The organism is Photorhabdus hainanensis (assembly GCF_018448965.1).
Classification (GTDB): domain Bacteria; phylum Pseudomonadota; class Gammaproteobacteria; order Enterobacterales; family Enterobacteriaceae; genus Photorhabdus; species Photorhabdus akhurstii.
The window spans coordinates 65,721-79,837 of the sequence record NZ_RCWD01000019.1; the positions used below are offsets into that span (position 1 = coordinate 65,721).

Below are 14,117 nucleotides of genomic sequence, written 5' to 3' on the forward strand. Positions count from 1 at the left end.
TTCGTCACGTAGGACGTTCATTACCCAGAAATGCAAGTGGAAAAATCATAAAAGAGAAATTAAAACAATTGATTAGGAATTCATGAATTCTCAAAAATGGGATAGGTTATTAGATGTTTTCGTTATTATTAATGTGATTCAGAGGACAGAGGACAGAGGACAGAGGACAGAGGATAGAGGATAGAGGATAGAGGATAGAGGATAGAGGATAGAGGATAGAGGATAGAAATTTTAAATTAGAGATGTGGCTGTCAGTCAATGGAAATGTTTCAGGAAAATGTTATAAATTTAAAATAATAACGTCAAATATGTTTTTCATGGTGATAATATGGATGTTAATAAAGTTAACGCAGGAAATATTGACAATAAATTTTCTTCACCTCTATTATTAAACAGATAATTTATCTTTATAATTAAGAATAATGAATTTTTTAATATTGGTGATTTAAGATGGATAGCACTAAAACAGTCAGTATTCAACATGTTATTAATAATCAAAAATTTTCGAAGGTTCAATGGCAAGTATTAATTTTATGTTTCTTAATTGTTGTTATTGATGGTTTTGATACGGTATTAATGGGGTATATTGCGCCAGTCGTGGTTAATGATTTTAAAGTAGACGGCGCCGCTCTTGGGCCGGCTATGAGCGCCGCTCTTGTTGGGTTATCGTTGGGGTCGATTTTTGCCGGTCCACTTGCCGATCGGTTTGGTCGAAGGTCAGTGCTGACAATATCCGTCACTGTTTTTGGTCTATTGAGTCTTGCCACCGCTGTCGCAGATTCAATACAGACATTAACTATTTTGCGTTTTTTGACTGGGCTAGGTCTTGGTGCGGCAATGTCAAATGCAATAACTTTAATATCTGAATATGCACCAGAGAATCGGCGATCTTTGTTAATAAATATTGTTTTTTGTGGTTTTCCTCTCGGTGCCGCGGTAGGTGGGGTAATTTCCGCATGGATTATTCCACATTTTGGCTGGCAGGGAGTTTTGATTTTAGGGGGTATTCTGCCGTTGTTGCTATCGCTATTTCTCTTTTTTCTATTACCTGAATCACTTAGATATTTGGTTTTGAAAGGGGGTTCAGAGGATAATAATATAAGACGAATTATGTCTAAAATGACCGGCGATACTTTAAGTGATATAAACAAATTTACTTTTGATGGAGAAGAAGTTATATATAAATCGTCAATTAAAACGGTTTTATCTAATCGATTCTTAGTTGGGACGACAATGTTATGGATAACCTATTGCATGGGGGCATTGGTTTTTTATGTTCTGACAAGTTGGATGCCATTTTTAATGAACGATTCCGGTTTTAGTATTAGCATGGCGGCAACACTGACAGGATTATTTCCTTTGGGCGGCGTAATTAGTACGGTCTTTTCCGGTTGGTTAATGGATCGAATTAATCCTCATAAAGTGGTTGCAACTAATTATGCCCTGGCTGGTGTGTTGGTCTTTTTTATTGGTCAGGAAGAAAATGTATTATTATTGAGTATTCTTATATTTCTTGCCGGGATAACGATGAATGGCGCTCAGGCGTCGATGGGCGCAATCTCAGCACAGTTTTATCCTACTCATTGTAGAGCGACGGGTGTTGCCTGGATGTTAGGGTTTGGAAGATTCGGTGGGATTTTCGGTATCTTATTTGGCGCAGAACTGATCAAGCTTGAATTAAGTCATAGCACGATTTTTGCCATTTTATCCATTCCAGCTATTATAGCTGCTTTATCATTAACATTTAAGGATGTGAGTTATAGAAGGCATAAATAGATAATTTTATAAAAATAACAACTGATTAATATATTAAAAATAGCTAGTGTTGATATCCATGTTATTTTTTTAAATAGTATTAATAATGAAGTTTAAATTAATGCTGTCATTGTTTTTTATGATTTTAATAAATGATTTAATGTAGGTGTTTAATTATAAATGTATGTGGTGAAAAAGTTATTTTTATATTTAAAATTTGAATGAGATATAGAGTGGATTAAAGTTAAATTATTTAAATGGTAGAGTATTTTATTTGTGCGATAGTAAATATTATTGATTAGTATATAGATTGCGTTGTGTATTATTATAAAGCAATGAAAATTTAATTTATTTTAATTTGAAATTATTTCTTGGTGGTTGTTGATATAATAACATTTGTATTTTTTCATGTTCTGATTATTACGCGGCATATATAATTAAATTAAATATAATCTATATTTATCTATTTGTGGTATATTCGTTATAGGTATTGTCTTATTGTTGAAAAATAATTTTTTATGAATTATTTTTAGCTTGGCGTTATATTTTGATATGATTGAATACATAAAATTATTTCATGCCTACTGAATAGCTGGATTTGGAATTAGTATATATTTTTATTATTGTAATAGAGACTGTTTTATAGGTGATTGTCAAAGTAATATCTTGATGATTGAATATAATTTGGTCTGTTTTGTCTTTAAGAATACTTGATTTTTTGAAATGGTTCTAATTAGGTATTAATTTGAAATGGATAAAATATAAAGGTTATTGGGTAATTATGGATAATAAATACAGTTAATGATTAAGTTTTTAATTATAGAATTCAGCGTCAGTCAACAAAAATTGCAGTCAATTAATTGAGCTGTGGCATCCGGTATCTGAGTCTCTTGGATGGATAGCAGATGTGTCTATTTTTATTTTTGGGCAAGAAGTAGGAGAGAAACATTAGTGATGACTGTCGGGAATGACGGTTTTCAAATTTCTAACAGATTCATTGAGGTAGTAGATGAAAAATAACATTACTAAAGTGGGAAGTGCGTTTAAAACTCAGACGTCAGAAAATATGACCGCCGCAAATGACGTTTCACAACAGACTCGAAATACAAAGAATATCCTTGAGAGACTCACACCCAGTGAATTATTTTGGTATGAGCGTCTTGCTGCTTTGCAACCCCTCCAGTTACCTTTCGAAACCGCCGGAGAACAAACAGAACCTAGATGGACAATGAGCGCCTGGCAGTCCCCTCTACCAAAAAATGGTGAAGAGGAGCCATTGCGAATGTTGTTGCAGACTTTTGTCATTTACCTTGCGCGTCTGACTCAGCAGACCGCATTCCAAATCGGTTGGCGCGTAGATGAGGTAAAAGATGGGTCGGCAAATCTGGCGACGGTGGTGCCTATGGCCGTTGAGGTAGCGCTTGATAAGCCTTGGCGTGAGGTAGCTGGCTGGGTTGATGACGAGCTGTCCCGGTTGGCGCGGCACGGTACATTTAGTTGCGATCTCTTCTCTTGCTCTCCTTCATTGCAGGCTATCCCGGCGTTGGCAACCAGTCGGCCGTGGCGAGTCGCTGTCTCGTTGATAAAGGATGATAGGCCGCGTGATAAGAAGGTATCCGGCGAATTGTTGACCTTCCAGATAAATGAACAGGGCGGTTTTCGCTGGATCTATGATGAAAACCGTCTGAGCACGGAAGTTGTTTTACGGATGAGTGAGCACTTACAGGTGCTGGCGGCTTCGAAAAGGATGGGGGATGAAATTCCCGTCGGGCAGCTTAATTTGTTGCCTGAGGTTGAACGTACATTATTACTGGAAACTTGGAACGCCACTGAAATCCCTTATCCTGACCCGTTATGTATTCATCAGTTATTTGAGCAACAGGTAGAGCAAGCTCCAGAGGCCGCGGCGTTAGAGTATCAAGGGCAGAGTCTCAGTTATGCTGAATTAAATGCTGGCGCTAACCGGCTGGCGCACCAGTTGATTGCATTGGGCGTCGTACCGGACCAGCGAGTAGCGATCTGTGTAGCACGCTCCCCGGCGATGGTGGTGGCGCTGTTGGCAGTGCTGAAAGCTGGCGGGGCCTATGTGCCGCTGGATTCAACTTACCCGGAGGAACGTCTGGCGTATATCCTAAATGATACTGCCCCGTCAGTGGTGTTGGCTGATGCGGCCGGACGGGCGGCGTTGGGTGAAGCCGCGCTGACTGGGTTAACAGTGCTTGACCCGAATATCCTACCTGACCAACCGGACAGCAATCCATTGGTGACTGCGTTGACGCCACAGCATCTGGCCTATGTGATTTATACCTCCGGTTCAACCGGGCAGCCGAAAGGGGTGATGATAGAACATCAGGCGATTTATCAACGTCTTCTGGGCATTAATGACACCTATGTCGTCACCGTACAAGATCGGGTGTTGCAATTTGCCGCGTTTGCGTTTGATGTTTCAGTAGAGGAATTTTTCTCGACATTATGCAATGGGGCCACACTGGTTATCCGAGATGATAGCTGGCTGGCTTCGGTACAGGAATTTATTGCTTTAACCCGGCAACATCGTATTACGATCGTTTCTCTGCCGACTCTATTCTGGTCTGAACTGGCGGCCAGAGAGCCTGGATTACCGTTGCCGGATTGCCTTCGACTCGTCATGATTGGTGGTGAGGCGGTAAAAAAGAACGCCGTTCAGGATTGGTTTAAGCAGGAAATCCACCGGCCCCGATTGTTGAACGGTTATGGTCCGACGGAAAATACCGTGACGGTGACTTATAAGGAGCTATTATCCCCGGAAGATGCCCGTTCTATCGGTCGGCCAACTAAAAATTCCCGCATCTATCTGTTGGATAGAGAAGGTCAACCGGTTCCATTGGGTGGCATTGGAGAAATGTACATTGGCGGTGTGGGTGTGGCGCGAGGTTATCTCAACCGACCTGCATTGAGCGCGGAACGTTTTCTGCCGGACCCCTTTAGCCCGGAATCCGACGCGCGGATGTATCGCTCCGGGGATCTGGCCCGCTTTCTGCCGGACGGTGATCTGGAATTCCTGGGCCGTAACGATGAACAGGTTAAAATCCGTGGCTTCCGGGTTGAGTTGGGAGAAATTGAAACCCGTTTGGTGGAACACCCGGCGGTACAAGAAGCGGCGGTGCTGGCACTGGATGATGGGCGGCACAAACGGCTGGTCGCCTATGTGGCGGCGGAAGCACACGAGAGATTGGCGGCTGATTTACGTGAATACTTGAGTACGACTTTACCTGACTATATGGTTCCGGTCGCTTTTGTGCGTCTGGATACCTTCCCGCAGACTCCGAGCGGCAAACTGGATCGTCGGGCATTACCGGCGCCAAGAGAGGAAGATTTTGCCCGTCAGATTTATGAGGCGCCGCAAGGGGAGGCTGAGATCGCCCTGGTAGCTATCTGGCGTGAATTATTGGGCATTGAGCAGATAAGTCGGCATGACAGTTTCTTTGCGTTAGGCGGCCATTCACTGCTTGCTGTACGCATGATTGAACGTCTGCGTCACTTGGGATTGACGCTAACGGCGCGTGATCTGTTCCAGTCACCGGCGCTGTCAGCGTTGGCCCAAGCGTTGGGACAGCATCAGGCCGTGATAATACCGCCTAACGTCATCACTCCCACTACCACGGCGCTGACGCCGGAGATGTTGCCATTGATTGATCTGACCCAAAATGAGATTGATCACATCGTTGAACTGGCGCCGGGCGGGATGACTAATATTCAGGATATCTATGCGTTGTCGCCGTTGCAGGACGGTATTCTGTTCCACCATCTGTTGGAACAGGAAGGCGACCCGTATCTGTTGCTCTATCCGGTGGTCTTTGCTAACCGATCTCTGCTGGACCGTTATCTGGCGGCAGTGCAACAGGCGATTGATCGTCATGACACCCTGCGGACGGCTTTTATTTGGCAAGGATTGTCAGCCCCGGCGCAAGTGGTCTTGCGCCGGGCGCGGTTGCCCGTGACGGAGCTGACGCTAGACCCGGCTGACGGCCCGGTGATTGACCAGTTAACCCAGCGTTTTGATCCGAGTCAGTATCGTCTTGATCTGGGGCAGGCGCCGTTATTGCATTTTGTTATCGCTCAGGAAACTGATGGTCGTTGGTTCTTACTGGAAGTGCAGCATCACTTAATTGGCGACCATAAAACGATGGAAGTGATGCACCGTGAAGTGCGGGCCTATTTTGCCGGGCGGCAAGAGCGCCTGCCTACGCCGGCCCCTTTCCGCAATCTGGTGGCTCAGTCCCGGTTGGGGGTGAGTCAGGCAGAGCATACCCGTTTCTTTACCGACATGTTGGCGAAGGTGGATGAGCCAACGTTGCCATTCGGACTGGCGGAGGTGCATCGTGACGGATCTCGCATGACGGAATCCTATCGGATGCTAACCACCTCATTAAACGATCGCCTGCGCAGTCAAGCCCGGCGCTTGGGCATCAGTCTGGCGGCGCTGTGTCATCTGGCCTGGGCGCAAGTGTTGTCGCGTATCAGCGGGCAAGAGAAAGTGGTGTTTGGCACCGTGCTGTTTGGGCGTATGGCGGCGGGGGAAGGGGCAGACAATGGCATGGGGCTGTTTATGAATACCTTGCCGTTGCGATTGGATATCGATGATACCCCGGTACAGGATAGCGTGATGGCGGTTCAGTTACGATTGGCTGAATTACTGGAGCATGAGCATGCTTCACTGGCGCTGGCTCAGCGGTGCAGTGGGATACAAGGTGAGAGTCCACTCTTTAGCGCCCTGTTCAACTATCGCCATAATGAGCCACTGCCGGCGCTGGATGAGACAATGGCCGGGATTGAATTCCTGGGGGAACAGGAACGGACCAACTATCCATTTGGCTTGTCGGTAGAGGATGGTGGTTCTACGTTAGGATTGACCGCTCAGGTGGTACAACCGTTTGATCCAGATCGACTATGCGGTTATATGCAGCAGGCGCTGGAAAGTCTGGCGGAAGCCCTTGAGCAGGCTCCGGAGACGCCGATACGGGTGCTAAATGTCCTGCCTGAAACGGAACGGACGCTGTTGCTGGAAACCTTGAATACTACGGAAACCGTCTATCCTGACCCATTATGTATTCACCAGCTATTTGAACAACAGGTAGAGAAAACCCCGGAGGCGACCGCGTTAATATATGAAGAGCAGGCTCTCAGTTATGCCGAATTAAATGCTCGCGCCAACCGCCTTGCCCACCAACTGATTGCATTGGGACTGATACCGGATCAGCGGGTGGTGATTTGCATGGCGCGTTCACCGGCGGTAGTGGCGGCTTTGTTGGCGGTGTTGAAAGCGGGCGGGGCTTATGTGCCGCTAGACCCGACTTATCCTGGAGAACGTCTGGCGTATATCCTGAATGATACGGCTCCATCAGTGGTATTGGTTGATGAAGCTGGCCGGGCGGCGCTTGGCGAACGGGCACTGGCCGGGCTGACGGTATTTAACCCGAATATTCTGCCGGACCAGCCGGACAGTAACCCACAGGTAGCCGAATTGACGCCGCGACATCTGGCTTACGTCATCTATACCTCCGGTTCAACCGGGCAGCCGAAAGGGGTGCTGATAGAACATCAGGCGCTGTATCAACGTCATCTGGGATTTAATGACACTTATGCCGTCACCGCGCAAGACCGGTTATTACAATTTGCCTCTTTTGCGTTTGATGTTTCAGTAGAGGAATGCTGCTTGTCATTGTGTAATGGCGCCACGTTAGTGATGCGTGATGAGCGTTGGCTAACTTCTATGCAGGAATTTATTACCTTAGCCTGGCAAAACCGTATCACGGTGATGTCTCTGCCGGCGTTATTTTGGTCCGAACTGGTTGCCAGAGGTAATGGATTATCGTTACCGGATTGCCTCAGACTCATCATCATTGGGGGTGAGGCAGTGAAAAAGAGCGCCGTTCAGGATTGGTTTACGCAGGAAATCCACCGACCTCGGTTATTGAACGCCTATGGCCCGACGGAAAATACCGTGACGGCGACCTGTAAGGAGATATTATTCCCGACAGATGATCGTTCTATCGGTCGGCCGGTTAAAAATACCCGCATTTACCTGCTAGACAAATACGGTCAACCCGTCCCATTAGGCTGCGTTGGTGAAATGTATATTGGCGGCGTGGGTGTCGCGCGGAGTTATCTTAACCAGCCGGAATTGAGCGCGGAACGTTTTATAGCCGATCCCTTTAGTCCGGTATTCGGTGCGCGAATGTATCGTACCGGCGATTTGGCCCGCTACCTGCCGGATGGCGAGCTGGAATTCTTGGGGCGTAACGACGAGCAGGTAAAAATTCGGGGCTTCCGGATCGAACTAGGGGAGATTGAAGCCCGGTTGATAGAGCACTCGGCGGTACGAGAGGCTGCGGTGCTGGCATTGGATGACGGGCAACACAAACGGCTGGTCGCCTATGTGGCAGCGGAAGCGCATGAGAGATTAGCTGCTGATTTGCGTGAATACTTGAGTGCCATTTTTCCTGATTATATGGTTCCGGTGGCCTTTGTTCGTCTGGATGCTTTCCCGCAGACGCCGAACGGCAAGCTAGATCGCCGGGCATTACCGGCGCCGCGGGAAGAGGATTTTGCCCGTCAGGCCTATGAAGCGCCGCAAGGGGAAGCTGAGATCTCCCTGGCTGCTATTTGGAGTGAGTTATTGGGTATTGAGCAGATTAGCCGATATGACAGCTTCTTTGTGTTGGGCGGCCATTCATTGCTCGCTGTACGCATGATTGAACGCCTGCGTCACTTGGGGTTGACTCTGACGGCGCGGGCTCTGTTCCAATTTCCGGTGTTGTCAGACTTGGCCCAGACATTGGGACAGCATCAGGCTGTCGTGGTGCCGCCTAATGTCATCACCCCGGCCACTACGACGCTGACGCCGGAAATGCTGCCGCTGATTGATCTGACTCAGACTGATATTGATCGCATTGTCGGGCAGGTGCCGGGTGGAGTGGCTAATATTCAGGATATCTATGCCTTGTCGCCGTTGCAGGACGGTATCCTGTTCCATCACCTGTTGGAACAGGAAGGCGACCCGTATCTGTTGCTCTATCCGGTGATCTTTGAGAATCGCTCGCTATTGGACCGTTATCTGGCGGCGGTACAACAGGCGATTGATCGCCATGACATCCTGCGTACGGCTTTTATCTGGCAAGGATTATCAGTTCCGGCGCAGGTGGTCTGGCGTCAGGCACGGTTGCCTGTGACGGAACTGACGTTAGACCCGGCTGACGGCCCAGTCATTGACCAGTTAACCCGGCGTTTTGATCCGGGGCGCTATCGCCTTAATTTGAGTCAGGCGCCGTTATTGCATTTTGTCATCACTCAGGAAACCGATGGCCGCTGGTTCTTACTGGAATTGCAGCATCACTTGATTGGCGACCATGAAACGCTGGAAGTGATGCACCGTGAAGTGCGGGCCTATTTTACCGGGCAGGGGGATAGCTTGCCTGCGCCGGTTCCTTTCCGCAATCTGGTTGCTCAGACTCGGTTAAAGGGGAATCAGACCGCGCATACCCGTTTCTTTACCGACATGTTGGCGGAGGTGGATGAACCAACATTCCCATTCGGGCTGGCGGAAGTACATCGTGACGGCTCTCAAATGAGGGAGTTTCACCGGATGCTGGCGCCTGAGCTGAATGATCGTCTACGCGGCTTGGCCCGGCGTTTCGGGGTCAGTCTGGCGGCGTTGTGTCATCTGGCTTGGGCACAGGTACTGTCGCATACCAGTGGCCAAGAGAAAGTGGTGTTTGGCACAGTTCTGTTTGGGCGCATGGAAGCGGGAGAGGGGGCAGACAATGGCATGGGGCTGTTTATGAATACCCTGCCGTTGCGATTGGATATCGATGATACCCCGATACAGGACAGCGTGCGTGCGGTACATTTGCGACTGGCCGGATTGCTGGAGCATGAGCATGCTTCACTGGCGCTGGCCCAGCGGTGCAGTGGTATTGCCAGCGGTACGCCGCTCTTTAGCGCTCTGTTCAACTACCGACATAATGCTTTATCGGCAATGTCGGACGACATCATCACAGGCGTTGAATTTCTGGACGGACAGGAGCGGACTAACTATCCATTTGGGTTGTCGGTGGAGGATGGTGGTTCCTCGTTGGGGCTAACCGCTCTGGTGGTGCAGCCGTTTGCGCCAGAGAGACTATGCGATTATATGCAGCAGGCGCTGGAAAGTCTGGCGGAAGCCCTTGAACAGGCCCCGGAAACACCGGTACGGGCGCTGAACATCCTGCCTGAAACGGAACGTGCATTATTACTGGAAACCTGGAATACCACGGAAAACCCGTATCCTGACCCATTATGTGTTCACCAACTGTTTGAGCGACAGGTAGAGAAAACCCCGGAGGCGACTGCGTTAGTCTATGAAGAGCAAAGTTTCAGCTATGCCGAATTAAATGCTCGCGCCAACCGTCTTGCCCATCAACTGATTACATTAGGCGTCGTACCGGATCAAAGAGTAGCGATTTGCATGGCGCGTTCACCGGCGATAGTGGCGGCGTTATTGGCGGTGCTGAAAGCGGGCGGGGCTTATGTGCCGCTGGACCCGGCTTATCCGGGAGAACGTCTGGCGTATATTTTGGATGATACGGCCCCGTCAGTGGTACTGGTTGATGAAGCTGGCCGGACGGCGCTTGGCGAACAGGCACTAGCCGGGCTGACGGTACTTGATTTGAATGCCCTGCCAGATCAGCCGGACAGTAACCCACAGGTAATCGGGTTGACGCCACAACATCTGGCTTATGTTATCTATACTTCCGGCTCAACCGGGCAGCCGAAAGGGGTAATGATAGAACATCAGGCGGTGTATCAGCGTCATCTCGGTTTTAATGAAACCTATGCGGTGACTGCGCAAGACCGGCTGTTACAATTCGCCTCTTTTGCGTTTGACGTTTCAGTAGAAGAGTGCTGCTTGTCATTATGTAATGGCGCCACATTGGTCATGCGTGATGATCGCTGGCTGACTTCGATGCAGGAATTTATTGCCTTGGCCTGGCAGAACCGTATCACGGTAATGTCGCTGCCGGCGCTATTCTGGTCTGAACTGATTGCCAGAGACAATCCATTACCGCTACCGGATTGTCTCAGATTCATCATTATTGGCGGTGAAGCGGTTAAAAAGAGCGCTATTCAGGACTGGTTTGCGCGGGAAACCCATCGACCTCGACTGTTGAACGCCTATGGCCCGACGGAGAATACCGTGACGGCGACCTGTAAGGAGATATTATCCTTGGCTGATGATAGTTCTATCGGTCGACCGCTTAAAAATACCTGCGTCTACCTACTGAACAGATATGGTCAACCCGTCCCATTAGGTTGCGTTGGTGAAATGTATATTGGCGGCGTCGGTGTAGCACGGGGTTATCTTAACCAGCCGGAATTGAGTGCGGAACGTTTTATAGCTGATCCCTTTAGCCCGGTATCCGGTGCGCGGATGTATCGCACAGGGGATTTGGCCCGTTACTTACCGGACGGTCATCTAGAATTTCTGGGCCGTAACGACGAGCAGGTAAAAATTCGCGGCTTCCGAATTGAGTTAGGGGAGATTGAAATCCGGTTGTTGGAACACCCGGCAGTGCAAGAGGCGGCGGTGTCGGTGTGGGAGGATGGTCGAGACAAACATTTGGTCGCTTATGTGGTAGCAGAGGCGAATGAAGGTTTGACGAGCAGTTTGCGTGCTCATCTGAGCGCCATTTTGCCAGATTATATGGTGCCGTCAGCGTTTGTGCGTCTGGATACCTTCCCGCAAACCCCGAACGGCAAGCTAGATCGCCGGGCATTACCGGCGCCGCGGGAGGAAGATTTTTCCCGTCAGATCTATGAAGAGCCGCAAGGGGAAACTGAGACAACTCTGGCGGCTATTTGGGGTGAGTTACTGGGTATTGAGCAGGTCAGCCGCCATGACAACTTCTTCGCATTGGGCGGCCACTCGCTGCTTGCTATGCGAATGATAAATATTGCCGCTGGTCGAGGGATGGTTTGCACATTGAATACCTTGTTCCAATTCCCGGTGCTGGCTGAACTGGCTGCAAAAATCACCTCAGATTTACTGTCTCAGCCGCAAAATAGCGCCATACCGGTACGACTTAATGGAACAGAGCTGCCGCTGTTCTTTGTGCCCAGTGGTATGGGTGATTACTCCTATGCTTTCGGGTTGGCTCAACATATTCCGTCGAACTACCCGATTTATGCGCTGCCTTGGCCTTCCATCAGTGAAGAACCGATGTCAACGATGGAAGAACAGGCTGCCAGAATGATCTTCTTGATGAAAGCTGTGCAACCGGTAGGCCCATATCGAATAGGTGGTTACTCTTCTGGTGGAATATTGGCTTATGCCATTGCCCAACAGCTTTTGAGTGCTGGCGAGCGAGTTAATTTCCTGGGGCTGATTGACACGCTTGCTCCTCATTGCTTTGGTGAGCAGGTAGCGCAACCAAAACATCAATTCTTTGCTGAATTGGTCAGGCAATTAGGGGAAGAACACGCTGAAGAGATTGCTGAGTTGCATCAGCGAATCGATGAGTTGAATTTGGTGCAATTTATTGCAGCGGCGCAGGAACTGGCGTTATATCCCGTTAATCTGAGTGCTGACTTAATGGCAAAACGTTGGGAACAGATAGAGCATTATGATCAAATAGTCAAAGATTATGAGCCACAAGCATTAGCGGTAACGTTGCATCAGTTTTATGCGATGGAACCTTACCCGTCTATTTCTTTTGTGACGGATAAAAAGTCAGAGCCTTTAAATATCGATCCATCGCTAGGTTGGGTGCAGATAATAGCTGATACTTCGCTTAAACTGATTGCGATACCGGGTGACCATTTTAGTTTATTGGAAGATGATGAGAATAAAGCCGCTTTAGCTCAGGCTTTGAATAGGGCGCTGGAAATCGGTTTTGCAAAGGAGGTAGTGTAATTACTGATATAGTCAGGCGTTTTAAATAATTTAATTTTGATATGATAATCCGGTATATATTTTTTATACCGGATTATTTTTATTTTAAAACAAAATAAAGTAAGTGATAATTCTTATATGATTTATTGAGTCAATATTTTGTTGTTGTTATTATTTTATTTAAATCTGATGTGGTTTTACATGATAATTGCAACGTAATGTACGGCAATCAATATCTTGAATGTAGTAAATATTATTATTCATGATAAAAGCAAAAACCTCGTTATTTTTAACGAGGTTTGTCAGCGGTCTGGAAGACTCATTAGAGGCTTCTCGGCAGAGTTTTATTATCTTCTACCTTCATATTTGCCAACATGATAATTTGAACCACAATGATCTAATTTTTTTATACCTTTAAAGTACCATGTAATCCCATTCTCTGTTTTTTTATTAGAAAAAGAAGATTGACCACCATTTTTAACCTCATATTTAGTATATATACGCGTGCTATCGTTATATGATATAGGTGAATTATAACAGTTGTTCCAATTAATATCTACGTTTGCTGATGCAACCCCAATTCCTCCAGTTAATGCAATACCTGATACTAATGCTCCAACTACCAATAATTTCTTGAACATAAAAATATCCTCTTTAATTAATTTTCATGATTTTGTAACTTGCACATTAAGTGTATCGCTTTTATAAAATTTGTCAAAATTTTCAACCTAAAAAATATTTATTTTAATCTTGGTAATATTAGGGTTTGTTTTATAAAATAGTAAAGTATTTTCTAAGTAATATAAATTTATATGTAATAATGCATTCTAAACTATCACATTGATTATATTGAAGTTTTAAAATATTATTGTATTTTTATTTTAGATTGTAAATTTAACTTATTATTTGCAAAAACTCCTCCGGAAATATTAAGATCCACTGTCGATTAGACAGTTTTCAAAAGGTACAATTAAACAACCTGAATTTCATATTTGTATGAATTCAGATTGTGTATTTTCTTTTGAAACCTTTAGTGATTATATTGACCGAATGTATATTAAAAAAATTGTCTCAAAATACGAGAAATCTTCGTGAAAATAACTCCAAGCCCGTGTGCGCTAGCTTTTAAAAAACTGGCATTAATGGGAGACCTAATTTTTAAATCCTCAGCTTAATTAATTACCGATAAAAAATCGTTTGCTATCGTTAACAACAGAAAATATAAAGTAAAAAGAGAAAGTTAACCATGTTAAAAGGGATGGCGTCGGTAAAACAATTATCATTCCATTTTTTTGTTTTTTTAAAGCAAAAGCGGGTTTTCATTGCGTGGTTTTTATCAACCTCATGTTTTTTCGTTTCCTGATACATAGTTAACGTCCTTGTTTTCATTAAACTGATGTTTAAATTTTCTCTTTTCCCTGTATTTCACTCTTCAACGTTAAAACCCGAGCAG

At 46.4% G+C, this 14,117-nt stretch carries 3 protein-coding genes; 2 read left to right on the forward strand and 1 reads right to left on the reverse strand.

All coding sequences use genetic code 11. The features are described from left to right. The first annotated feature begins 450 nt into the window (after positions 1-450). Both EAE92_RS13145 and EAE92_RS13150 read left to right on the forward strand, forming a co-directional pair. Positions 451-1,776 (forward strand): MFS transporter, encoded by a 1,326-nt coding sequence (locus EAE92_RS13145; protein WP_214068406.1) that lies wholly within the window; start codon positions 451-453, stop codon positions 1,774-1,776. A gap of 988 nt (positions 1,777-2,764) precedes the next feature. Continuing rightward, positions 2,765-12,685 (forward strand): non-ribosomal peptide synthetase, encoded by a 9,921-nt coding sequence (locus EAE92_RS13150; RefSeq protein ID WP_214068407.1) that lies wholly within the window; start codon positions 2,765-2,767, stop codon positions 12,683-12,685. A 326-nt stretch (positions 12,686-13,011) separates the two neighbouring features. Here EAE92_RS13150 and EAE92_RS13155 read toward each other — a convergent pair whose 3' ends face one another. Next, positions 13,012-13,305, reverse strand: a complete 294-nt coding sequence (locus EAE92_RS13155; RefSeq protein WP_214068408.1) for an LCI fold-containing protein — start codon at positions 13,303-13,305, stop codon at positions 13,012-13,014. Between the last annotated feature and the right edge of the window lie 812 nt (positions 13,306-14,117).

What these genes read in the sequence shown, in the direction of transcription:
- EAE92_RS13145 (WP_214068406.1), top strand. Translation starts at nt 451, where the DNA reads ATGGATAGCACTAAAACAGTCAGTATTCAACATGTTATTAATAATCAA.
- EAE92_RS13150 (WP_214068407.1), top strand. Translation starts at nt 2,765, where the DNA reads ATGAAAAATAACATTACTAAAGTGGGAAGTGCGTTTAAAACTCAGACG.
- EAE92_RS13155 (WP_214068408.1), bottom strand. Translation starts at nt 13,305, where the DNA reads ATGTTCAAGAAATTATTGGTAGTTGGAGCATTAGTATCAGGTATTGCA.